We start from the raw sequence: 22623 nt of genomic DNA, 5'->3' as shown, positions 1-22623 counted from the left end.
GTGAGTTTTTTTCTGGTCTTCCTCGCCGTATTGCTGATCGCCGCCGTCCTGTGGGCAAGCGTCGGGCGGCGCGCTGGCAAGCAGGGCGGCCGCCCGCTGCCGGCCCTGCTGGATGCCGGCCTGGAGGAGCCGCCGGCAAACTTGCCGCCGGTGCTGCTGCCCGCCCGTGCCGCACCCGAGGACGTGGACAGCGTCCGCTTTTCCCTGGGCCTCCGGGGCTACCGGATGGACCAGGTGGACCAGGTACTTGATGAGCTGCGGGATCAGCTTGCCGCCAGCCGGCATGAGGTGGAGACGCTGAAGGCCCGGCTGGTGGCCTTGGAACTTTCGACAGCTGCACTGGAGTCCGAACGGCAGCGGGCATTGCCGGGAGAAACCGAAGTACGTGAGCCCGGCACGGGGGAGCCGGCCACAGGGGAGGGACCGGCTTGAGTACTGCGATCCGGCGTGGGACAGGAGTTGCGGCATCAGTCCGCTCACTGGCGCTCCGTTCCCGCACGACCCTCCGGGGCTGGCCCTGGTGGCTGCAGGTAACCGCCATCTATGTCATGGCGAGGCTCGTCAGCGCCGGCATCTTTATGGCCGCGGCCCTGCATCAGGGTCCCAACCCCTGGTTCCCGGCAAAGCCTGACTACTGGAACTTCATCAACATCTGGGACGCGCGGTGGTACGCCAGGGTGATCGAGGGCGGCTACCCCAGCACGCTTCCCGTGGATGCTGCGGGCAACGTGCAGGAGAATACTTGGGCCTTTTATCCGTTGTTCCCGTCACTGGCAGGCGGGCTGGGCAGGCTCACCGGGTTGACTCCGGCTGCCTCGCTGACCATCATCGCAATGCTGTCCGGCCTTGGCGCCGCCCTCGTGGCTTACGCGCTGTTCCGGCACAAGGCGGCCCATGGGACCGCACTGTGGGGGGTGGCCTTTTTTGCCACGTTCCCTGTGTCCGCGGTGCTCCAGGTGCCCTATGGCGAGCCGCTGTCATTGCTGTTGCTTGCGGCGGCGCTGCTGCTCGTGGTCCGGCGGCAGTACTGGCGGGCCATCCCGGTGGTGGTGCTGCTGTGCCTTTCCCGGCCGGTGGGCGTTCCCTTCGCCGCTATGCTCAGCATCCTGTTGATCTTCCGTCTGGTGCAGCGCCTCCGCCGCAGTGAAGCGGGATTCCATACGACGCCCGGCCTCGTCGCCCTCACCGCCCTGGCGGCAGTAGCTGGCGCCTCGGCACTGGCCTGGCCCGCCGCGGCATGGGCAGTCACGGGCGATATGCAGGCCTATACCAAGACCGAAACCGTGTGGCGGGGCCACGACCTGGTTCCCTTCAAGCCGTGGTTCGATACCGGCGTCGCCCTCTTCGGCCCGGTGCTGGGCATCCTGGCGCCCTTCGTCTTTGTGGCTCTGTTCACTGCGATGCTGTACCTGCCCCCGGTGGTCCGTCTCGGCGTCGAACTCCGCCTGTGGTGCGCCTGCTACATGGGGTACCTGGTCATGTTCCTCCACCCGCAGACCAGTACCTTCCGCATGCTGCTGCCGCTTTTTCCACTGGCGCTGGGGGCCGCGCTGCTGTCCCGGTCCAAGGCTTACCGGGCGACGCTTGTGGTGATGTTCCTGCTGCTGCAGATCGTCTGGATCGTGTGGCTGTGGGCCTGGGCGCAACTGCCGGGCGGGGGAGATTATCCGCCCTAGGATTATGGACTTCCCTGCAGGTCAGAGTGCAAATTGTGCCCTGCCCCAAATGTCCATCGATTAGCTACGCGCGGGTAATTCCGCGATAATGGTAAGTAAGCAAGGACAAAAAGCATTCAGAATATGCGGGGCCCTGGCGGCGTCAATCCACTCCGTCATGGCAGCTTGATCTACATGCGGACACAGCCCGCCCGGGCTGATCAGTCCTGGGACAAAATGGAGGGGAATTCCTCATGGCGGCTATGAAACCACGCACCGGCGACGGCCCAATGGAAGTCACCAAGGAGGGCCGCAGCCTGATCATGCGCGTCCCGCTCGAAGGCGGCGGGCGCCTGGTGGTCGAACTGAATGCTGCCGAAGCGGCCAACCTTCGGGAATGCCTGGTCGGCGTCACCGAATAATCGTGCGGGACAGGGTCCGCAGCCCCGAAAGGCTGCGGAGCCTGTCTTATTTTTTGACCGCTACCAGCAGGCCGTCGCCGGTGGGAAGCATGGCCGAAGCCAGCCTCTCGTCGTCGCGGATGCTCTTTCCCACCTGGCGCAGGACCACCGTGGTGGCTTCCCGGCCGGCAGGGTTGGCTACCTTGTCCTTGTCCAGTGCGTCATTGATGATCAGCAGTCCGGCGGGCTTCAGGAGCCGGATGGCCTGCTCCACGTAGCCGGGAAGTCCGGGCTTGTCGGCGTCAATGAAAACGAGGTCGTAGGCGCCGTCTGTGAGCCGTGGCAGCACGTCGCCCGCCCGGCCGGAGATGGTGCGCGTCCGGTTGGCCGGGCTGCCCGCCTCCGAGAAAGCTTCGCGGGCGGCCTTGAGGTGTTCAACGTCCACGTCGATGGTGGTGAGGACGGCCTGCGGACCGAGGCCCCGGAGCAGGCAGACGCCCGAAACCCCGGCTCCGGTTCCGATTTCGACGGCGGTCTGGGCTTTGGAAGCCGCGGCCAGTACGGTGAGGACGGCGCCCACGCCGGGCCCGATGGGGGTCACGCCGAGTTCGAAGGAGCGCTCCCGGGCCCGAAGCATGACCTCATCCTCAGCGGGCAGATCTTCTGCATAGGACCAGCTGATGGACTTGTCGGCGCTCATGGATATTCGCTTTCTGGGCGGCAAGGGGGAGTATCCTCTACAGCCTACTGTGTCCGGCGCCGGCAACCGGGAAGGCGGGCTGTTGCGCCTACGGCTGAAGTTTTCCGTCGGTCAGGAAATTCCCAGCCAAGTTTGAAATGATTATTATCCGGTCATCCGAAGGGTGGTCGGCGCCGAATTAGAGATGTCAACAGTATCCGGGCGTTAGCATTCCATGAGGGGAGTGGACGATGTCATCATCAGTTGTGGCACCTGTCCCTGCAGCACATAATGCCGAGGCCGAGTGGGTCCGTCCCACTTGGGAAGAAGTGGTGACCAACCACTCCGCCAAGGTTTACCGGCTTGCCTACCGCCTGACGGGAAACAAGTTCGACGCCGAGGACCTCACCCAGGAGGTTTTCGTCCGCGTCTTCCGGTCGCTGGAAAACTTCAAGCCCGGAACGCTGGACGGTTGGCTGCACCGCATCACCACCAACCTTTTCCTGGACCAGGCGCGCCGCAAAACCCGCATCCGCTTCGATGCCCTTGCCGAGGATGCCGAGTCGAGGATCCCCGGCCGCGAACCCGGGCCGGAACAAAGCTTTGAGCTGAACAACCTGGACCTCGACGTCCAGGCGGCGCTTGAGGAACTCCCGCCGGACTTCCGTGCGGCTGTGGTTCTGTGCGACCTTGAAGGCTTGTCCTACGACGAAGTGGCAGAGGCCCTGGGCGTCAAGCTCGGTACGGTCCGCTCGCGGATCCACCGTGGCCGGACCATGCTTCGCGAGAAGCTGGCCCACCGCGACCCGCGTCCGCAACAGTCCAGGCCCAAGCTGTCGCTGCCGCGCATCGCCGGAATCCTCTGAACGGCGCATGAGGCCCCATTTTCCGCTCGGACGCAGGCATCAGCGCACTGCCAGCCACATCCGGTCGTGCCACGACTGCGCCTCAGCCATGCGCCGGGAACGCCAGTACCTGGAGCGGCTGCGCGAGGCCCCCATCCCGCCGGCGAGCGATGACCTGACCGCCCGGCTCCTCGCCAGGACCCAGGAGCTGGCAGCCCGGCCCACGCTTTCGGACCCCCACCGCCAAGCCGCCCGCCCGGCGGTCCGTATCTTGGCGATGTCTGCCGGCGGCACAGTGGCAGCGGCCGGGGTTCTTGCCGCCGGCGCCTTTGCCGTTGCCGGCGACCCTGCCCAGGCAGGTGGTCCGGCAGCGGCCGCCACCCTCGCCCACGTTTCCTCGCAGACGCCAGCCGACGGCAGGGCACTGAGCGCCGAACGTCTGTCTTCCCTGCGCTCCGAGGGCTGGGTATGTCCGGAACTTGAGGGGATGGGATTCCACCTCGAGTCTGCGAGGGCCCTGGTGCTTGACGGTGCGCCGGCCGTTGAGCTGAAGCTCTCCGACGGGACGCACTATGCCACCCTCACGGAACGCCATACTGCCGGGCCGGAAGCGGACCGGGCCGTTGCGGCTGGCGGGGAGTCGCTGCAAGTCCTCGCTTCCTCGCCCTGGTCTGCCGCCTACCGGCTGCCGGGCCGGATTTTCACCTACGAGTCCAACCTGCCGGCGGAACAAGCGGACGACGCCTTGCCCATCCTGCAGCGCCTCAGCGAGCACGCGGCGGAGGGTGTTTCCGCCGAAGTCGTGGACGAGGGGCCGGCGCGGGGCGGGGAGCCGGTGGCGACCAGGCTGCAACGCGGAGTCAACAAGATCGTGGCCCTTTTTATTCAGTAGTGCGGACAGTTTCCGCCGCCCACGGACGGGAATCGTCACCGGCAGCCCGGAGAGGGTAATCTTCCTAAAGTGTTTGGAATCAACGGCCCGGAGTTCTTTCTTCTGCTGATCATTGGCGTCCTCGTGATCGGCCCCCAGCGGCTGCCCGAATACACGCAGAAACTCGCCAACCTGGTCAAGGAAGTCCGCCGGATGGCCTCCGGTGCGCGCGAGCAGATCAAGGAAGAAGTGGGCATCGACATCGACGATGTCGACTGGAAGAAGTATGATCCCCGCCAGTACGATCCCCGGCGCATCATCAAGGAAGCGCTTCTGGACGACGACTCCAAGCCCGTCAGCGCCGGTGCGCCTGCTGCAGTTGCTGCCGTCTCCGGCGCCGCTGCCGTCGCCGGGGCTGACGCTGCGGCTCTACGACGGCCGGAGCGCTTGGTGCAGTCGCTTCCGCCCGGCGAAGCGGCACCCTACGATACGGAAGCTACCTAGCCGACCGGCCAGGGAATGCTGACCGGACAGGTCAGCGGGGCTGAAGCCCCAGCTTCATGCCGGCCAGCCCCCGAGGCTTGGCAGCCAGCCGGCCGGCAATCCCTGAAAGCGCCTCGGCAGCAGGCGTCCCGGCCTGACCCAGCACGATCGGCGTCCCGGTGTCGCCGCCCTCCCGGAGTTTGATATCCAGTGGGATCTGCCCCAGCAGCGGAACATCTTCGCCCACGGTGGCCGTGAGCCTCTCGGCGAGTACAGTCCCGCCGCCGCTTCCGAACAAATCCATCCTGCCGCCGTCGGGCAGCTCCAGGTAGGACATGTTCTCGATCACGCCGGCAACCTTCTGCCCCGTCTGGGTGGCGATGGCGCCGGCCCGCTCGGCGACGTCCGCCGCGGCGGCCTGCGGCGTAGTGACCACCAGGATCTCGGCCTTGGGCAGCAGCTGGGCCACGGAGATGGCAATGTCTCCGGTGCCGGGCGGCAGGTCCAGGAACAGGGCGTCCAGGTCGCCGAAGTACACATCGGTCAGGAACTGCTCCAGGGCGCGGTGCAGCATTGGCCCGCGCCAGGCCACCGGCTGGTTGCCGCTGACGAACATCCCGATGGAGATCACCTTCACGCCGTAGGCAACCGGCGGAAGGATCATGTCGTCCACCCGGGTGGGCGCCTGCGTGATCCCCATCAGCGCCGGAACGGAGAAGCCGTAAACGTCGGCGTCAACGATTCCTACGCGCAGCCCCTGCGCCGCCAGGGCGCAGGCAAGGTTGACGGTCACGGAGGATTTGCCCACGCCGCCCTTGCCGCTGGCCACGGCGTAGACCTTGGTCAGCGAGTCCGGCTGGTTGAACGGGATGCCCCGCTGTCCTCCTGCACCCCGGAGCAGTTCCTTGAGGGCATCACGCTGTTCCTGGGTCATCACCTTGAGATCAACGTCAACGGCGGTCACTCCGGGAACTGCCAGCAGCGCCCTGGTGGCGTCGGCAGTGATGGTGTCCCGCAGCGGGCAACCGGCGATGGTGAGCAGGACCGTAAGGGCCACCCTGCCGCCGTCGGAGAATTCCACTGACTCCACCATGCCCAGTTCGGTGATGGGACGGCGGAGTTCGGGATCGATGACTGTGGCGAGGGCGGCGTCGACCGCCCCGGGCAACGGGCTGGCGGTAGGTGCGCTCAATTAACGTTCCTGGGTTGAATGGCCGGGTTTGACCCGGGGGATCTGTTGGGTGCGGGGGTTCCGCTGCCGTTCGCGCTGTTCCTTGAGTTTTTCCCTGACCTTGTCGCGCGGGGACTCGTGTTGCCCCTGGCCGGTTGAATCATGGGTACGGAGCTCTTCCTGGGCTTCCAGCATGTCCTCCAGGAGCGAGCGCAGTTCGGCGCGGACGTAGTCCCTCGTTGCCACCTCACGGAGGGCGATCCGCAGCGACGCGAGTTCCCGCGTCAGGTACTCCGTATCGGACAGGTTGCGTTCGGCGCGCTGGCGGTCCTGCTGCAGCGACACGCGGTCGCGGTCGTCCTGGCGGTTTTGCGCGAGCAGCAGCAGGGGCGCCGCGTAGGACGCCTGCAGGGACAGCATCAGGGTCAGCAGGGTGAAGCCGAGATCGCGCGAGTCGAACTGCCATTCCAGCGGGGCCCAGGTGTTCCACGCAAGCCAGATGACGACGAACACCGTCATGTAAACCAGGAACTGCGGCGTGCCCATAAACCGGGCAAAGCCCTCAGTGGCATGGCCAAATGCGTCCGGGTCCGGGGAGAACTTGGGCAGGATCCGCTGGCGGCCGCTCAGCGGTGTATCGAGGCTGCCCACGGACGCCGTCTTGGAGGGTGGACGCTGTGCGGGGTTCTTCGGAGCACTGATGTCAGCCAATGCGGCCACCGAGCCTTCTTATCGGGGCTTCGCCATCGTGCGCGCGCCAGTCATCGGGCAACAGATGATCCAGAACGTCATCGACGGTCACCGCCCCCACAAGCCGGCCGGAGTCGTTGACCACCGGAAGGGAGTTCAGGTTGTAGGTAGCCAAGGTCCGTGCCACTTCACTGATATGCGCCTGGTCGGACAGGGGCTCCAGGTTCTTGTCCACGAGGTTGCCGAGCGACTCGAAGGGCGGGAAACGGAGGAGCTGCTGGATGTGGACCACGCCCAGGAACCGGCCGGTGGGCGTCTCCAGCGGCGGCCGGGCGATGAAGATGGAGGAGGCCAGTGCGGGGGAGAGCTCCTCGCGCCGCACGTGGGCGAGGGCCTCGGCAACCGTGGCCTCGGGCGGCAGGATTACCGGCACGGGCGTCATCAGGCCGCCGGCCGTGTCCTCGTCGTACTCCAGGAGGCGCCGGACGTCCTCTGCACCCTCGGGCTCCATCAGCTGGAGCAGCTCTTCGGCCTGGGCGGAGGGGAGTTCGCCCAGGAGGTCAGCGGCGTCGTCGGGGTCCATCTCCTCCAGCACATCGGCGGCGCGCTGGACGTCCAGGGCGGAGAGGATCTCCACCTGGTCATCCTCCGGAAGCTCCTGCAGGACGTCGGCCAGCCGTTCGTCCTGGAGCTCGCTGGCCACCTCGAAACGGCGTTTGTCGCTCATCTCCTGGAGTGCTTCGGCGAAGTCGGCAGGCTTGAGGTCCTCGTGGTTTGCCACGAACTGGGTGGCCGCCTGCGGCTCGGTTCGGGGGCCCTGCTGGGCGTCTGCCCAGTCGATGATGAGGGTTTCATTGCGGCGCAGCCGGCTCAGCGGCGAGAGGGAATGGCCCCGGCGGACAAAAAGCTTGCTGACGAACCAGTCGTGGGAGCGGCTCTGGTCCATGGCGATGTCCTCGATGGTGGCATCGCCGCTGCCGTCCCGGAGCGTGACGCGCCGGTCGAACATCTCCGCCACCACCAGCGTTTCGGCGCCGCGCTGTTCAAAGCGGCGCAGGTTGACCAGGCCGGTGCAGATGATCTGCGTCTGGTCGATGGAGGTAATCCGCGTCATGGGCACAAAGACGCGCTTCTTCCCGGGGACTTCCACCACGATGCCCACCACGTGCGGGGCTCCCTGGGTGCCGCGGGACAGCACAACAACATCGCGCAGCCGGCCCAGCCTGTCGCCCAGCGGGTCGAAGACGTCGAGTCCCAGCAGGCGCGCCACGAAGACGCGGGTAGGTGTTGTACTCACTCCTACAGGCTACCGAGTCTGCTCTCTTTTAGCTGAATTTACAGGCAGCACACATGCCGATGGGCAAGAATGGGACTATGGCAAACATATTTGGTGCTCCCAAGGCTGGCGGCCCCAACGGCATGGACGAAGCAAGGGCCGTTCCAACCGGCGACACCGTCGGCTCCTACACCTCTTACCTGGATGCCCAGAAGGCGGTGGACTACCTCGCCGACCAGCAGTTCCCCGTGCAGATGGTGTCCATCGTGGGCAACGAACTGAAGATGGTGGAGCGGGTAACGGGGCGCCTGAGCTACCCCCGGGTTGCCCTGTCCGGTGCGCTGAGCGGTATGTGGTTCGGCCTGTTCGTTGGCGTGTTGCTCTCCTTCTTCGCGCCGTCGCCGGGGTACTTCTCCATCCTGACGTCAGTGCTGATGGGTGCTGCGTTCTTTATGCTCTTTGGCATCGTCACCTACGCGATGCAGCGGGGAAAGCGCGACTTCACCTCCACCAGCCAGGTGGTGGCCACCAGTTATGACGTGATCGTCTCGCCCGAGGCCGCGCACGAGGCCCGCAGGCTCCTGCAGCAGCTGCCCATGACGCGCTCGGACGCTGCCGCCGGCAACGGCCCGTACCCGCAGCGGGATTACCAGAACCAGCCCTACCAGCAGCCGGGCCAGGGCCCTGCCCGGCCCTCCGGCTGGAACGATCCGTACGGCCAGTCGTCCGCTAACTCCGGGCAGGAAAACCCGGCCTACGGTGCGCCTGCCGAACAACAGCACGACGGTGGGGCGCCGCAGGCTTCCCCCGAGCCGCCGCGGGCGGTGCGTTACCCCGACCTGCCCGACGGGCGGCCCCAGTACGGCATCCGGCTTCCCCAGAACGGTCCTGACGCGAATGGCCAGGCCGCGCCGCAGCAGCCTGCCGCCCAGCATCCTGAAGGCCAGCGCCTCCACGGCCAGCACCTTGCCGGCCCGGCCGACGGCGGGGAGCAGGCCGGGCAGCGGCCTGTCGACGAGCAGCGGCCGGTCGATGAGCAGCGCCCGTCGGGCGATCCGCGGCAGTAGCCGTTCCCCCAGCACAAAAGCGGGGCCACCGGATGGTTTCCGGTGGCCCCGCTTTTGGTTTCTGCAGCTCCTAGTGGGTCCCCTCGGCTTCACGATAGATGCCGGCCATCCAGTTCTCCACGTCGTCAGCCTTGCGCGGAAGGGCGGCGCTCAGGTTGACCGGACCTTGCGTGGTCATCAGGATGTCGTCCTCGATCCGCACTCCGATGCCGCGGTACTCAACAGGGATCGCGAGGTCTTCTTCCTTGAAGTACAGGCCCGGTTCGATGGTGAACACCATTCCCTCGGTGAGGATGCCGTCCAGGTAGAGCTCCCGCTTGGCCTGGGCGCAGTCGTGGACGTCAAGGCCAAGGTGGTGGCTGGTACCGTGCGGCATCCACCGGCGGTGCTGCTGGCCCTCCGGGCTGATGGCCTCCTCCACGCTGACGGGCAGCAGTCCCCATTCGGCGAGCCGCTCCGCCAGGACAGTAGTGGCGGCGGTATGGATGTCACGGAACTTTGTGCCGGGCTGCGCGGCGGCAAACCCGGCGTCTGCGGCGTCCAGGACTGCTTCATAGACCTTGCGCTGGATGTCGCTGAAAACACCGGTGGCAGGCAGGGTGCGCGTGATGTCGGCGGTGTACAGCGAGTCGGCTTCCACGCCGGCGTCCACCAGCAGGAGTTCGCCGGCGTTGATCTTGCCCGTGTTGCGGGTCCAGTGCAGGACGGTGGCGTTGTTACCCGAGGCGGCGATGGTGTCGTAGCCCAGTTCGTTGCCTGCCTCGCGGGCGCGGGCGAAGAATGCGCCTTCCACCACCCGTTCGCCGCGGGCGTGCGTGAGGGCACGCGGGAGGGCCTTCACTACCTCTTCGAAACCTTCCACGGTGGCGGCGACGGCGAGCTCCATCTGCTCGATCTCCCACGGGTCCTTGAGCAGGCGCAGTTCGGAGAGGGCTTCGCTGAGCTTCTCGTCCAGGGCATCGAGGACGCCGAGGTCCAGATTGTCCGGATCCTTGGCGGTGTTGTACCGGGCGGTGTCCACCAGGGCGTCGATGTTCTCGTCCACCTTACGGACCAGGCGGATGGAGATGCCGCCGATCTCGGGTGCGCCAACATCCTTGGTGATGGCCGTTTCGAGCTGGTCGATGTGGGCCGTGGCCAGGCCCAGACGGGCCTCGAAGTGGGCCAGCGTGGGCCGCGCTCCGATCCAGAACTCGCCGGATCTCGAATCGGCATAGAACTGTTCGGTGTCGCGCCCGGCCAGCGGGCGGAAGTACAGCGTGGCACGGTGGTTCCCGCCGTCGTCGCCCTTTCCTTCCTCAACGGGCTCGAGGACCAGGACGGCGTCCGGCTCGTGGTCAAGGCCAAGCCCGGTGAGGTGGGCAAAGCCGGAGTGGGGGCGGAAACGGTAGTCGCAGTCGTTGGACCGGACTTTCAATGGTCCGGCCGGGATGACCAGGCGTTCGCCTTTGAACTGGCCGGAGATGGCCTTACGCCGGGCCGCTGCATGGTCTGCCACCTCGTCACGCGGCGGAAGGTCCTGGCCGGACGGCGCCCAGTTGCTGGCCATGAAGGCTTTGAAGGCGTCGGAACTGGGCCGCTGGGAGCGGTTGTTGACGCGCTCGTCCAAGGGCTGGGAAGCAGAATCGGGGGTGTTGTCGGCATCGTTCACGGCACCATCGTCTCACCAGCATGAAGCCTTGTGCGAATACCTGCATGAACAAGGGAGCCGGGGTCAACTAGGCTGGGCAGGTGAGGATTGACCTGCATGCCCACTCCAATGTTTCCGACGGCACGGAAAAACCTGCCGACGTGATGGCATCCGCTGCCCGTGCCGGGCTGGACGTCGTGGCGCTCACCGACCATGACTCCACTGCGGGCTGGGCGGAGGCCACGGCTGCTGCAGTGGAGCACGGCATTGCCTTGGTGCCCGGCATGGAGGTTTCGTGCCGGACGGAGCAGGGGATCAGCGTCCATCTCCTGAGTTATCTGCATGATCCCGAACATCCCGGGCTGCTGGAGGAAATTACCAAGGCCAAGGATGCCCGGCATACGCGTGCCGAGCGGATGGTCACGCTCTTGGCGGAGGACTATCCGCTGACGTGGGACGACGTCATCCACCATGTGGCGCCAGGTGCCACCCTGGGCCGCCCGCACATCGCCGACGCCCTGGTGGCCGCCGGCGTGGTGGAGGACCGTTCCGAGGCGTTTGCCTCCATCCTCACCTCCCGGTCCCGCTACTTCATCCAGCATTACGCGCCGGACCCGGCCCTCGCCGTCGAACTTGTGGTGGCTGCCGGCGGCGTCCCCGTGTTTGCCCACCCGGTGGCATCCTCACGCGGCCGGATAGTGGGCGAGCGTGTCTACCAGGAGATGATCGACGCCGGGCTGGCCGGCCTGGAGATCAACCACCGCGACAACCCGGAGGAAGGCCGCATATTCCTGCGCCGGCTCGCCGCGAAGCACGACCTGCTGATCACCGGATCCTCGGATTACCACGGGACAGGCAAACCGAACCTGCTCGGCGAAAACCTCACCACGCCTGAGGTCCTGGCCCGGATTGAGGAACTCGGAACCGGGACCCCGGTGGTCCGACCCTGACCCCCGCCCTTCTCAAGTGAGTAGCCTTTGTGCCCTGCAAGGGGCACAAAGGCTCTTAGTTGGGTGGGAAGGACGTGAACTCGGCGTGCGCACCCAGGCGCTTGGCCATGATGTCGATCGCGGGCTGGTTCTGGTCCACGCATACAAACTTCCGCCCGAGCTTCGCGGAGACGGCCCCCAGCGTTCCTGAACCGGCGAAGAAGTCCAGGCACCAGTCACCGGGCCGGCTTGAGGCAGCCACCACCCGGCGGACCAGGCCCTCCGGCTTCTGCGTGGGGTAGCCCGTTTTTTCCTTGCCGGTGGGCGAAACAATGGTATGCCACCAGACGTCCGTGGGCAGCTTGCCCAGTTCGCGTTTAGCGGGGGTGACCAAACCGGGTGCCATGTAGGGTTCCCGGTCCACCTCGGCACTGTCGAAGTGGTATTTTGCCGGGTTTTTGACATACACGAGGATATTGTCGTGCTTGGTGGGCCAGCGGTTCTTGGCCCGGGCGCCGTAGTCGTACGCCCAGATGATCTCGTTCAAAAAGCACTCGCGGCCGAAGATCGCATCCAGCATCACCTTGGCATAGTGCACCTCACGGTAGTCCAGGTGCAGGTACAGCGTCCCGTCCTCGGCCAGCAGGCGCCACGCCTCAACAAGCCGCGGCTCAAGGAACGACCAGTAATCGCTGAATGCATCGTCGTAGCGGTGCAGCGCGCCCTTGATCGTGTCGTAGGAGCGCCCCTTGAACCCGAAGCGGTCGCCGGTACCGTCAGCGTTGGCCACCATGGTGGTCTGCTGGCGCTGCTGGGGCCGGCCGGTATTGAACGGCGGATCCACGTAAATCAGTGTGAAGGCGCCGTCCGGCAGCGAGGGGAGGAACTCCGCGTTGTCCGCGTGAACCACCAGGCTGCTGCCGTCCGGCGCCCAGACGGTGTCAGTCATGAAGAGTATTAGGCCTCGCTGCTGCCAGGCTGTGCGGTATGCTCGCCGGCCACTACCTCACCGTTGCGGCGGCGGGTCCGCGTCCGCGGGCGCCGGGTACGCGAGGGCTGTTCCGTTTCAGTCGTGGCGGGGGTATCGCCGGCGGCGGCTCCGGGGGCGGCAGCGGAATCGGATGAACGACGGCGGCGCTCGCCTGTGCGGTTTGCGGAGTCACCGCTGCGGCCGCCGTCGCGCTTTCCGCCCCGGCTTTCGCGCCCCCGGCCGTCGCGGTCGCGGTCGCGGGAGGGACTCCCGTCGCGGCCGCTGCGGCTGTTCTTTTTGCCGGTTTCACCCAGGTCTTCAAGGACCTCGGCGTCAACCCCGGCGAGGGTGCGCTTGTCGCGCGGCAGCCGGCCCTTGGTGCCTGCGGGAATGTCGAGGTCCTCGTAGAGGTGCGGTGAGGAGGAGTACGTCTCGATGGGCTCCGGCACGCTCAGGCCCAGCGCCTTGTTGATCAGTCCCCAGCGCGGCATGTCGTCCCAGTCCACGAAGGTGACGGCAGTGCCCTTGTTGCCGGCGCGGCCGGTGCGGCCGACGCGGTGCAGGTAGATCTTCTCGTCTTCCACGCACTGGTAGTTGATGACGTGGGTGACATCCTCGACGTCGATGCCGCGGGCGGCGACGTCGGTTGCCACGAGGACGTCCACCTTGTTGTTGCGGAAAGCCCGAAGTGCCTGCTCGCGGGCGCCCTGGCCCAGATCGCCGTGGATGGCGGCGGCGGCGAACCCGCGGTCCACCAGCTCCTCGGCCACCTTGGCGGCGGTGCGCTTGGTTTTGGTGAAGATGATGGTGCGTCCGCGGCCCTTGGCCTGGAGGATGCGGGCCACCACCTCGATCTTGTCCATGCTGTGGGCGCGGTAGATCAGCTGGCGGATGTCGCGCTTCGTCAGGCCTTCATCCTCCGGGTCCGCGGCGCGGATGTGGGTGGGCTGCGTCATGTAGCGGCGGGCCATCGCGATGACCGGACCGGGCATGGTGGCGGAGAACAGCAGGGTCTGGCGCACCGCCGGCGTCGCGGCGATGAGGGTTTCGACGTCCGGCAGGAAGCCGAGGTCCAGCATCTCGTCCGCCTCATCCAGGATGACGATTTTGACGTTCTTCAAGCTCAGGTGCTTCTGCTTGAAGAGGTCGATGAGGCGGCCGGGGGTGCCCACCACAACCTCCACGCCCTTCTTCAGGGCTTCCACCTGGGGCTCATAGGCACGGCCGCCATAAATGGTGGCGATGCGCGCGTTCCGCTTGCGGGAAGCCGTTTGCAGATCATTGGCCACCTGCACCGCGAGTTCGCGGGTGGGAACAATGACCAGGGCCTGCGGCGCGCCGGGGACCGCGAGCTTTTCGTAGCCGGGATCGTCCTGGCCCACCACGCGCTGGAGGGCGGGGATGCCGAAACCGAGGGTCTTGCCGGTACCGGTCTTGGCCTGGCCGATGATGTCGTGGCCGGACAGGGCTACCGGCAGGGTCATGGCCTGGATGGGGAAGGGGTGGGTGATCCCGGCGTCGGCCAGGGATTCCACGATATCGGCGCGCACGTTGTAGTCCGCGAAGGATTTTTCCGCAATCTCGTGGGGCTTCTCGTCCGAGATGATGGTCTCTTCGGGCTCGATGGTTTCGGTGCCGGACTCGTCGGTCAGAAGCTGGTGGGTATGCAATTCACTCACTGGGGAGTTTCCTTATTCATTTGGGCAATGGCGCTGCCTGCTCAACGGGCCTGCCGCAAGGCGGTTCCGGAGCACGCTCGGGCGCGCACGCAATTCCAGTGGAAGCCGATCGCGGGCTATCTAAATGCTGGCACTGGGGACCAGCGGGTAAATCTCAAGATCGCGTAGGGGCGGGCTTGTTGGTTTCAAATCAAGGAAATCAACGACCGGGCATCCATTTCTACTTCTTCAGTCTAGCCGCAGGGAGCCGAAATACCGGCTTCCGGCGCCTTCCGGCCCTTCAGGGGGCAGATGGCACCAGCTCGAAATGGACTTCGCGTGTTGCGATATCCGAAGAGACCAGGCGCACCCGGACCTTGGTTCCGGGCTCCAGCTCACCGGCGCAGCGGGCCGTCACGGCGGGGTCCGGGATCTGGATGATCCCCGAACCGCCGTTCCCGTTGCCGTTCCCGTTCTTGCCGTTCCCGTTCTTCCCGTTGCCGTTCCCGTTTTTGCCGTTTTGCGGCTTCGACCCAGAAATAACGATCGCTTCGAACTCCTGGCCCACGTGGTTGACCAGCAGCGCAGCCTCCACCGTGTCCAGGGCCATCCGCTCCATCCGTGACGCCAACTGGTCCGATCCCGCCATGATCTCCGGCAAAGTTGGCAGGGCTTCCCGTGCCCAGCCCGGCACCTTCCCGCCGTTGCTCAAGGCCTCGCAGATGACCAGGACAAAGCGGTCCACCAGGCGGCGCAACGGCGCAGTGGTATGCGCGTAGGCGGCGCCGATGGCGGACTGGACGCCGTCTTCCGGCACTGATCCGTCAAAGGCCGTGTAGGCGGCGCCGCGGAACAGCATGCCGGCGGAGTGCATGATGGCCAGCTGGCGGGGATCCGTTGGGTCCAGGCTGCGCAGGTATTCCCCGTAACTGACTTCGCCGTCCCAGGGCTTGCCCAGGGCTTCAGTCTGCAGCCGGAAATGGTTCAGGGAGCGCTCATCCGGGGACGGCATGGTGCGCAGGATGCCGACCTTCCCCGTGAGCATGAGCCGGGCGGCCGCCATTCCGGTCATCAACGAGATCTGCGCGTTCCAGTCCTCCACGGGAAGCTGGGGAGCAGCGTCAATCCGGTAGCCGCCGTCCGGCAGCTGGACGATCTCCTGGTCGGGCATGTTCAGGCTGGCGCCGCCGCGGGCCCGCTCCAGCTCCACACGCTTGAGCCCCACCTCTCTAAGGAGCCGCAGCACCGGCGGGGCCGTGCCGTCGTCGAGTTGCGCCTGGGCGCCTTTGTAGCTGAGCTTGGCCCGGCTGCGGATACGCGCCCGCCTGACGGCAGCGGACCTGACCTCGGCGGCGTTGTCGAGGTGGAAATCCCAGACGAACGCAGAGCAGTCCTGGCCAGGAAGGAGGCTGCCGGCCTGTTCGCTGATGATTTCCGGATGCAGCGGGATCCGCCCGTCGGGGGCGTAGAACGTCTGCCCGCGGCGGCGTGTTTCCGCATCCAAAGGCCCGCCGGGGGTCACGAATGCGGGCACGTCCGCGATGGCGTAGAGCACGTGGTACCCGTCGGCGTCGGGCTCTATGAACAGTGCCTGGTCCAGGTCGGTGGAGGACGCGGGATCGATGGTGACGAACTCGACGGCAGTCAGGTCGTAGGCGGGGAGCTGCAGGGATTCCACGGCTGCTTTGGCGTCGGCCACGGCATCATCGGGGTAGGCCGCCGGCAGCTCCAGCTCGGCCCGCAGAGCACCGAGCGCCGCCTCTAGCGCGTTCTTGTGCTCGTGGACGTTGGGAGCCAGCCGATGGTGTGACACGAAAATCAGCCTAGCTCGAATTCCGGCGATAATGCAGGCACCCGGGCGGTGAGCGGCAAAGGGTAATGCGCCGCGTAACGAGGGTCAGGAACCGGGTGCATCCAAGGCGGCAAGGAGCGAAGCGGCGGCGGCTGCGGGGTCCTCGGCTTCGGTGATGGCCCGGACCACCACGATCCGGCGGGCGCCTGCTTCCACTACCTGCTCCACGTTGCCGTGGCCGATGCCGCCGATCGCAAACCAGGGGACACCGCCGTCGGACTGTCCTTCCTGCCCTGAGGCACGCGCAGCCCCGGCGGCGTACTTCACCAGCTCAAGCCCCACGGCGGCCCGCCCCGGTTTGGTGGGCGTTGCCCACACCGGGCCCACGCAGAAGTAGTCCAGCCCCGCCGGCCCGGCGGCCGCCGCGAGGGCCGCGTCCACTTGCCCGGGAGTGTGGCTTGACAGGCCGATGGCCGCGTTGCCGTTGAGCAGGGTCCGCGCGGCGGCCAGGGGGAGGTCCTTCTGGCCGACGTGGAATACCGGGGCCCCGGACAGCACTGCGATGTCGGCCCGGTCGTTGACGGCCCACAGCCGGCCGTGCCGCTCCGCCGTTTCCTTCAGGACGGCCAGCAGTTCCAACTCCTCGGCGGCCTCGATGGTTTTGTCCCGGAGCTGGATGATGTCCACGCCGCCGGCAAACGCCGCATCCACGAACTGTTCGAAATCGCCGCGGTCCTTCCGGGCGTCCGTGCAGAGGTACAGGCGCGCTGTGCTCAGACCGTTGCTGATCTTGGTGGTGCTCAGGACATCGGTGGCGGCGGCTGGAGTGTGGGACACATTCATGGGGGCAAGCCTAGTTCCTCTACACTTGCCTCGTACTGCGGGAGCCCGCGGCAGCTGTCACAAAGCGCCGGGCTGAGAGGGCGTCAGAGCCGACCGCTTGACCTGATCCGGCTAATACCGGCGTAGGGAAGGAGACACATGGGCGCACCATCGAACCCGGGCGCAATGGAACCGCTATCCGCGCCGCCCGTCGGCACCATCCGTGCCGATGTCGCCGTCATCGGCGGCGGAGTGATCGGCCATGGCATTGCCTGGGAGGCGCAACGCTCGGGACGTTCCGTAGTGGTCATCGATGACGCTCCGGGTTCCGGGGCCAGCTGGGCGGCCGCCGGGATGCTGGCCCCGGTCAGCGAGCTGCACTACCAGGAAGAGGACCTCCTCGAGCTGATGCTGGACGCGTCGGCCCGCTGGCCCGCCTTCGTGGCCGGCCTCCGCGAAGCGTCAGGGGCTGATCCGGGATACATCACGACGCCGACCCTTGCCGTGGGTGCCGACGCCGCCGACCGCCGTGCCCTGATGGACCTGCGCGCGGTGCAGCAGGCCAACGGACTCGCCGTGGAACCGCTCACTGTCCGCGAAGCCCGCAAACGGGAGCCCCTGCTTAGCCCGGCCATCGCCTGCGCGCTGGACACCCCGGCTGACCACCAGGTGGACCCGCGGCTGCTGGTGGACTGCCTGCGGCGCGCGCTCGCCGGCCACGGCGTGAACGGAACCAGGGACGAAGCTGCCCGCAGCGGAACCAGACAGGATGGCGCAGCAGCAGCCGGCGCCGTCGACGGTTACTCGGTGCCGGACAAAGCGGCTGCGCTGCTGTGGCAGGACGGCGCCGTTGCCGGCGTGCAGTTGGTCGGCGGGGGAACCGTGCTGGCCGGCGAAACGGTAGTGGCGAACGGGCTGCACGCGGCAGAACTGGGGTCCCTCCCGGCAGGCCTGCATCTTCCGTTGCGGCCCGTCTTCGGGGAGATCCTGCGGCTCGCAGTGCCCCCGCATCTGCGGCCGCTGGTGGTGTCCACCGTCCGGGGCCTGGTGCATGGCGTGCCGGTGTATATCGTTCCCCGCCGGGACGGCACGGTGGTCATCGGGGCAACCCAGCGCGAGGACGCGCCCTCCGCAACCGGTGCAGTTTCCGCCGGCGGCGTCTACCAGCTCCTCCGCGACGCGCAGGTGCTGGTTCCCGCCGTCGCCGAACTTGAACTGCTGGAGTGCACCGTCCGGGCCCGTCCCGGAACGCCGGACAACGCACCGCTGCTGGGCCGGATACCCGTTCGAGGCGGCGCGGGCCAGGCCGGCGGACACGTTCCGGGCCTTATCATCGCCACCGGGTTCTTCCGCCACGGGGTCCTCCTGACCCCGGCCGCAGCCGCCATCTGCAGGGACCTCATGGACGGCCGCGAGGACGCCCGCTGGGCGCCTTTCAGCCCTGCCCGCTTTTCCGGCGCCGCAACTGCCAGTGCCTCAGCTACCCGCGCCGCCAGCGGCGGCCTTAGCCACCAACCGCCCACAAAGGAAACAGTATGAATATCACCTTGAACGGAACCCGGCACCCGGTGCCGGACGGTGCTTCCATCACCCTGCTCGTCAGCCAGGTCACCGGCCGCCCCCTTGGTCCGGACGGCCAGGCCACGGACGGGCAGAAACTCGGCGTGGCCGTGGCACACAACGCCCAGGTAGTGCCGCGCAGCCAGTGGTTCGCCACTGCGCTCGCGGACGGCGACGAGGTTGAACTCGTCACGGCAGTGCAGGGAGGCTGACCCATGAGCGAAACCATCACCACCGCAGCCCCCTCCGTGCTGCAGGATCCGCTGGTCATTCACGGCGTGGAACTGGATTCCCGGCTCATTATGGGCACCGGCGGCGCGCCCAGCCTGGACGGCCTGGGCGCAGCGCTCCTTGCCTCCGGTACCTGCCTGACCACGGTGGCCATGCGCCGCTACTCTCCGGCGGAGACAGGCTCGCTGTTCCAGCTGCTCGTGGACCACGGCATCCGGGTGCTGCCCAACACGGCCGGCTGCTTCACGGCCCGGGACGCCGTGCTGACGGCTGAACTGGCACGTGAGGCGCTGGAAACGGACTGGGTGAAGCTGGAAGTCATCGCCGACGAACAGACCCTCCTGCCGGACGCCGTCGAACTGGTGGACGCCACCGAACAGCTCGTCAACAGGGGCTTCAAGGTGTTCGCGTACACCAACGATGATCCTGTCCTGGCCCTCCGGCTCGAGAACCTCGGGGCCACGGCCGTGATGCCGCTCGGGGCGCCCATCGGCACCGGGCTTGGCATCCTGAACCCGCACAACATCGAGCTGATTGTGTCCCGGGCCTCGGTCCCGGTTGTCCTGGACGCGGGAATCGGAACTGCCTCGGACGCGGCCCTGGCCATGGAATTGGGCTGCGACGCAGTACTGCTGGCAACGGCGGTGACCCGGGCGCAGAATCCTGCGGTGATGGGGGAGGCCTTCAAACACGCGGTGATCGCCGGTAGGCTGGCGAAAGCGGCCGGCAGGATACCGCGCCGCGAACATGCACTGGCGTCGTCGGCCATGGAAGGCCGGGCAGAATTCCTGTAGCCCGTCCGGAGCACCGGCGGCAGTCCAGCCAGCGTACGACCGAAGAGGAGCAGCCATGGCCGCCACAGACGTTCTTTCCCCCGAACGGCTCGAGGACGCCCTGGCCGTCCTGCCGCACTGGCGCCATCACGAGGGCGCCCTCGTGACGGTGTACAAAATGCCGACGTCCGCTGCCGCACTTGAGCTGATTGCCGCCGTCGGGCGCCTCGCCGAGGAACAAAACCACCACCCGGACCTCGACTGGCGGTACAACAGGGTATTCCTCCGCTACACATCGCATGACGCCGGGGGAGAGGTGACCGCCCGCGACGTCGGGGCGGCTGAGGCAGTGAGCGAAGCCGCCGCCGCGGTCCATGCCGTCGCAGAGCCGGCCAAGCACCCCGCCGGTGCTTAAACGCCCGTGGCCACCGCCCTGGGGCAGTGGCCACGGGATGTGCCTGATGGTGTTCTTCCGGCTAGAGCTTCAGCGCCGCCGTGAGCCGTTCCAGATCCCGTTTGGCACGGGTGCGGCCCAGGTAGACGACTGCCGCCACCGCCGCTGCTGATCCGAGCACCATGGGCAGGATCCACGGCATCCAGGTCAGCCCGGGAAGGTACCCGAAACCTGCGGCCATCAGGATGATCCAGCTCAACGCTCCCACAGCCACGGCAACTCCGGCCGGCACGCCAACACCGTATTTGGTGTGGCGTTTGTCGTTGGCCCAGACGATGAAACCTGCGGCGGCGGTCACCAGCACCACGATGGTCAACGAAAGCATGGCCCTCCTCTGAAATGCTCGCCTTAGTGGAAGGTCGGGGGCTAGAACTGGCCGAAACCTACGCGGCGGACTTCTTCGGCACCGATTTCCACGTACGCCAGTGCCTTGCCGGGAACAATGATGAGGCGTCCCTTGTCATCCTTCAGGCGCAGGTCGCCGCCGTTGCTGATGGCTTCCTGGACGACCTTGGCCACTGAGTCTGCGTCATCGTTTGACTCCAGCACAATTTCGCGGGCAACGTTCTGCACGCCGATCTTAATTTCCACAGGGGGCCTCCCAGCCAGTTCACGTTTCTCGGGTTATATCTTATTTGTAGTCTAGGACTCTTTGGGGAAGCGAGAGATTCCGCGCCAAGCTAAACGGTAGATGAGGTCACTCGCCACATCGAGGTCCAGGTTGCCGTCCGTTTCGAGCCAGTATCGGGCGCTGACCTGGGCCATGCCGGCAAGTCCGCGCCCCAGCAGCTCGGCCTCCAGGTGCGGAAGTTTGGTGTCCTCTGCGATGACGCGGGCAATGGCATCGGCAAATGTACGGTTGAAGGTTTCCAGCCGTGAGCTGACATCGGGATCATTGATGAGGTCCGACTCGAAAACCAGCCGGTGGGCCTGGTCATCGCTGGCAATGAACTGGAAATAGGCCCGCATGACGGCCTGCACCCGTTCGTCGTTGTCCGTGGTGGAGTTCAGTGCCCCGAGCATGAGGTCGGTCAGGGATGCCAGATGGCTTTCGAGCAGGGCCAGGTACAGCTCCCGCTTCGAAGGAAAGTGCTGGTACAGGACGGGCTTGCTGACGTGGGCAGTCTCGGCGATCTCATCCATGGCCGCGCCGTGGTAGCCGTTGGCCACAAAAACTTCCTGCGCTGCGGAAAGGAGTTGTGCGCGTCTCTCGTCCCTGGGAAGCCGGGCGGACCGTTGCCCGGCGGGGCGCGAGGCGGCTTGCGGTTCGCCTGCGGACGGGCGGCCGGCCCGTGCTTCATGGACCACAGTTGTCCTTCTTTCCCTTGCAGTTACCCCCACTCTACTTCGGGGTAATATGACCCGGCGGTATCCCGGGGCATACATTGAAGTATGGCTTCGACATCCACCGCAAATGTTTCAACAGTTTCACTGGCTCCGCTGGTTGAACCGGCAGGTGAGCTCACTCCCGCAGAGGTGGAACGCTACTCGCGGCATCTCATCATTCCCGAGATCGGCGCGCTGGGGCAGCGGAGGCTCAAGAACGCGAAGGTGCTGGTCATCGGCGCCGGCGGGCTGGGGTCGCCGGCGCTGCTTTACCTCGCTGCCGCGGGCGTGGGAACGCTGGGCATCATCGACGACGACGCCGTTGACCTGAGCAACCTGCAGCGCCAGGTCATCCACGGCGTGGCGGATGTGGGCCGGCCGAAGATCGAGTCGGCACGGGACGCCATCGCCGCCCTCAACCCCCTGGTGGACGTCCGGCTGCATAACGTCCGGCTCGATGCTGCCAACGCCCTGGAGCTGTTCGCCGGCTACGACCTGATCCTGGACGGCGCGGACAACTTCGCCACCCGCTACCTGGTGAACGACGCCGCAGCCATCCTGGGCAAGCCCTACGTCTGGGGTTCCATCTTCCGGTTCGACGGCCAGGTCAGTGTCTTCTGGGAAAAGCACGGTCCCACCTACCGCGACCTCTACCCTGAGGCGCCGCCCGCCGGCTCGGTGCCCTCATGCGGTGAGGGCGGCGTGTTCGGCATGCTCTGCGCCGCCGTGGGGTCGCTGATGGTGACGGAGGCCGTCAAGCTGATCACCGGCGTCGGGCGCTCACTGCTGGGCCGCGTGGCACTGTTTGACGCCCTGGGCGGAACCTGGCGCGAGATCCGCGTTTCGAAGGACCCCGCGGCGGCGCCCATAAGGGAGCTGACGGACTACGAGGCCTTCTGCGGCATCACCCCGGCGGCACCTTCGGACACCGAACACACCGTCACGGCAACCCAGCTGGCCACCATGCTCGCCTCCCGGAAGGCGGGGCTGAAAGACTTTGAGCTGGTGGATGTCCGGGAATCCGGTGAATACGACATCGTCCGGATCGACGGGGCAAAGCTGATCCCGCAGGGACGGATCCTTGCCGGCGAGGCATGGAATGAACTCCCGCAGGACAGGGACATTGTGTTCCTCTGCAAGGGCGGGACCCGTTCGGCGAACGTGCTGGCCGCGGCGCAGCAGGCAGGCTACCAGCGGGTCAGCCACCTCGACGGCGGGATCCTCGCCTGGGTGCGCGAGGTGGAACCCCACAAGCCCGTCTACTGACCGGTTGGCCCACTGCGACGCTCTCTCACTTGACGCGTGCTTTTGATTGACGCTCTCTCACTTGACGCACATTT

The 22623-nt window shown here is 66.6% G+C and carries 25 protein-coding genes and 1 riboswitch; of the genes, 13 read left to right on the top strand and 12 right to left on the bottom strand.

Going from position 1 to position 22623, the window contains the following annotated elements; genetic code table 11:
* From FBY31_RS06720 to FBY31_RS06710, 3 genes are all read left to right on the top strand, one after another.
* Nucleotides 1-432, top strand: a complete 432-nt coding sequence (locus FBY31_RS06720) for a DivIVA domain-containing protein (RefSeq protein WP_200833325.1) — start codon at nt 1-3, stop codon at nt 430-432.
* Nucleotides 429-1676 carry a hypothetical protein gene (locus tag FBY31_RS06715; RefSeq protein WP_200833324.1) on the top strand — a complete coding sequence of 416 codons (1248 nt, stop codon included), beginning with the start codon at nt 429-431 and terminating at the stop codon, nt 1674-1676. Before FBY31_RS06720 ends, FBY31_RS06715 begins: the two co-directional genes overlap by 4 nt.
* A 233-nt stretch (nt 1677-1909) precedes the next feature.
* The gene (locus tag FBY31_RS06710) at nt 1910-2077 is read left to right on the top strand and encodes a DUF3117 domain-containing protein (RefSeq protein ID WP_083435355.1); all 168 of its coding nucleotides are present in this window, start codon (nt 1910-1912) and stop codon (nt 2075-2077) included.
* A 46-nt stretch (nt 2078-2123) separates the two neighbouring features.
* Here FBY31_RS06710 and FBY31_RS06705 read toward each other — a convergent pair whose 3' ends face one another.
* Entirely contained in the window at nt 2124-2756 is a 633-nt protein-coding gene (locus tag FBY31_RS06705) for an O-methyltransferase (protein WP_142038436.1), read from the bottom strand.
* Nucleotides 2757-2986: 230 nt separating this feature from the next.
* Between FBY31_RS06705 and sigE the strand changes: the two genes are divergently transcribed.
* From sigE to FBY31_RS06690, 3 genes are all read left to right on the top strand, one after another.
* On the top strand, nt 2987-3601 hold the full coding sequence (sigE, locus tag FBY31_RS06700) for an RNA polymerase sigma factor SigE (RefSeq protein WP_142038433.1): 615 nt from the start codon (nt 2987-2989) through the stop codon (nt 3599-3601).
* Nucleotides 3602-3608: 7 nt separating this feature from the next.
* Nucleotides 3609-4472 carry an anti-sigma factor gene (locus tag FBY31_RS06695; RefSeq protein WP_235012951.1) on the top strand — a complete coding sequence of 288 codons (864 nt, stop codon included), beginning with the start codon at nt 3609-3611 and terminating at the stop codon, nt 4470-4472.
* Between the two features lie 69 nt (nt 4473-4541).
* Nucleotides 4542-4955 carry a Sec-independent protein translocase TatB gene (locus tag FBY31_RS06690; RefSeq protein ID WP_142038431.1) on the top strand — a complete coding sequence of 138 codons (414 nt, stop codon included), beginning with the start codon at nt 4542-4544 and terminating at the stop codon, nt 4953-4955.
* A gap of 31 nt (nt 4956-4986) precedes the next feature.
* Here FBY31_RS06690 and FBY31_RS06685 read toward each other — a convergent pair whose 3' ends face one another.
* The 3 genes from FBY31_RS06685 to FBY31_RS06675 are packed head-to-tail and all read right to left on the bottom strand — an operon-like array spanning nt 4987 to nt 8092.
* On the bottom strand, nt 4987-6126 hold the full coding sequence (locus tag FBY31_RS06685) for an Mrp/NBP35 family ATP-binding protein (RefSeq protein WP_142038428.1): 1140 nt from the start codon (nt 6124-6126) through the stop codon (nt 4987-4989).
* Nucleotides 6127-6825, bottom strand: a complete 699-nt coding sequence (locus tag FBY31_RS06680) for a DUF1003 domain-containing protein (RefSeq protein ID WP_142038426.1) — start codon at nt 6823-6825, stop codon at nt 6127-6129. It lies immediately after the preceding gene.
* Nucleotides 6809-8092 (bottom strand): magnesium transporter MgtE N-terminal domain-containing protein, encoded by a 1284-nt coding sequence (locus FBY31_RS06675; protein WP_142038423.1) that lies wholly within the window; start codon nt 8090-8092, stop codon nt 6809-6811. The genes FBY31_RS06680 and FBY31_RS06675 overlap by 17 nt, the downstream gene beginning before the upstream one ends.
* Before the next feature lie 77 nt (nt 8093-8169).
* On the opposite strand from FBY31_RS06675, the gene FBY31_RS06670 reads away from it, so the two are divergent.
* Nucleotides 8170-9138 (top strand): general stress protein, encoded by a 969-nt coding sequence (locus FBY31_RS06670; RefSeq protein WP_142038421.1) that lies wholly within the window; start codon nt 8170-8172, stop codon nt 9136-9138.
* 70 nt (nt 9139-9208) lie between these two features.
* Here the strand turns inward: FBY31_RS06670 and FBY31_RS06665 are convergent, their stop codons facing one another.
* Entirely contained in the window at nt 9209-10789 is a 1581-nt protein-coding gene (locus FBY31_RS06665; RefSeq protein ID WP_142038418.1) for an aminopeptidase P family protein, read from the bottom strand.
* A gap of 80 nt (nt 10790-10869) precedes the next feature.
* Between FBY31_RS06665 and FBY31_RS06660 the strand changes: the two genes are divergently transcribed.
* Nucleotides 10870-11718 (top strand): PHP domain-containing protein, encoded by an 849-nt coding sequence (locus FBY31_RS06660; RefSeq protein WP_142038415.1) that lies wholly within the window; start codon nt 10870-10872, stop codon nt 11716-11718.
* 55 nt (nt 11719-11773) lie between these two features.
* Here the strand turns inward: FBY31_RS06660 and FBY31_RS06655 are convergent, their stop codons facing one another.
* The 4 genes from FBY31_RS06655 to thiE form a co-directional block, all read right to left on the bottom strand.
* Nucleotides 11774-12646 (bottom strand): DNA-methyltransferase, encoded by an 873-nt coding sequence (locus FBY31_RS06655; protein ID WP_142038412.1) that lies wholly within the window; start codon nt 12644-12646, stop codon nt 11774-11776.
* 8 nt (nt 12647-12654) lie between these two features.
* A complete protein-coding gene (locus tag FBY31_RS06650) occupies nt 12655-14346 on the bottom strand; it encodes a DEAD/DEAH box helicase (RefSeq protein WP_142038409.1) in 1692 nt (563 codons plus the stop codon).
* Between the two features lie 280 nt (nt 14347-14626).
* Nucleotides 14627-16138, bottom strand: a complete 1512-nt coding sequence (locus FBY31_RS06645) for an RNB domain-containing ribonuclease (RefSeq protein ID WP_142038406.1) — start codon at nt 16136-16138, stop codon at nt 14627-14629.
* Nucleotides 16139-16222: 84 nt separating this feature from the next.
* Complete coding sequence (gene thiE / locus FBY31_RS06640; protein ID WP_142038403.1) at nt 16223-16960, bottom strand: thiamine phosphate synthase; 738 nt, start codon at nt 16958-16960, stop codon at nt 16223-16225.
* Between the two features lie 27 nt (nt 16961-16987).
* A riboswitch (TPP riboswitch) is annotated at nt 16988-17106 on the top strand.
* Between thiE and FBY31_RS06635 the strand changes: the two genes are divergently transcribed.
* The 4 genes from FBY31_RS06635 to FBY31_RS06620 all read left to right on the top strand — a co-directional run bounded on the left by FBY31_RS06635 (nt 17099) and on the right by FBY31_RS06620 (nt 19918).
* Nucleotides 17099-18478: an FAD-dependent oxidoreductase gene (locus FBY31_RS06635; RefSeq protein WP_142038400.1), complete on the top strand. Its 1380-nt coding sequence runs from the start codon at nt 17099-17101 to the stop codon at nt 18476-18478. Its footprint overlaps the riboswitch before it by 8 nt.
* Entirely contained in the window at nt 18475-18711 is a 237-nt protein-coding gene (gene thiS, locus FBY31_RS06630) for a sulfur carrier protein ThiS (RefSeq protein WP_142038397.1), read from the top strand. The genes FBY31_RS06635 and thiS overlap by 4 nt, the downstream gene beginning before the upstream one ends.
* A 3-nt stretch (nt 18712-18714) precedes the next feature.
* A complete protein-coding gene (locus FBY31_RS06625; protein WP_142038394.1) occupies nt 18715-19524 on the top strand; it encodes a thiazole synthase in 810 nt (269 codons plus the stop codon).
* 55 nt (nt 19525-19579) lie between these two features.
* Nucleotides 19580-19918 (top strand): 4a-hydroxytetrahydrobiopterin dehydratase, encoded by a 339-nt coding sequence (locus FBY31_RS06620; RefSeq protein ID WP_142038392.1) that lies wholly within the window; start codon nt 19580-19582, stop codon nt 19916-19918.
* A 61-nt stretch (nt 19919-19979) separates the two neighbouring features.
* Here the strand turns inward: FBY31_RS06620 and FBY31_RS06615 are convergent, their stop codons facing one another.
* Genes FBY31_RS06615 through FBY31_RS06605 form a run of 3 tightly spaced genes read right to left on the bottom strand, consistent with a single transcriptional unit; the run spans nt 19980 to nt 21265 of the window.
* The gene (locus FBY31_RS06615; RefSeq protein ID WP_142038389.1) at nt 19980-20282 is read right to left on the bottom strand and encodes a hypothetical protein; all 303 of its coding nucleotides are present in this window, start codon (nt 20280-20282) and stop codon (nt 19980-19982) included.
* Nucleotides 20283-20323: 41 nt separating this feature from the next.
* On the bottom strand, nt 20324-20548 hold the full coding sequence (locus tag FBY31_RS06610; RefSeq protein ID WP_142038386.1) for a DUF3107 domain-containing protein: 225 nt from the start codon (nt 20546-20548) through the stop codon (nt 20324-20326).
* Between the two features lie 51 nt (nt 20549-20599).
* Nucleotides 20600-21265: a TetR/AcrR family transcriptional regulator gene (locus tag FBY31_RS06605; RefSeq protein ID WP_142038383.1), complete on the bottom strand. Its 666-nt coding sequence runs from the start codon at nt 21263-21265 to the stop codon at nt 20600-20602.
* 84 nt (nt 21266-21349) lie between these two features.
* Here FBY31_RS06605 and moeB point away from each other — a divergent pair, with 84 nt between their 5' ends.
* Complete coding sequence (gene moeB, locus FBY31_RS06600; protein ID WP_142038379.1) at nt 21350-22549, top strand: molybdopterin-synthase adenylyltransferase MoeB; 1200 nt, start codon at nt 21350-21352, stop codon at nt 22547-22549.
* The last annotated feature ends 74 nt before the right edge of the window (nt 22550-22623 follow it).

The organism is Arthrobacter sp. SLBN-100, assembly GCF_006715305.1.
Lineage (GTDB): Bacteria > Actinomycetota > Actinomycetes > Actinomycetales > Micrococcaceae > Arthrobacter.
The sequence above is the reverse complement of the archived record's forward strand: the minus strand, read 5'-3'. Positions and strand labels throughout refer to the sequence as shown.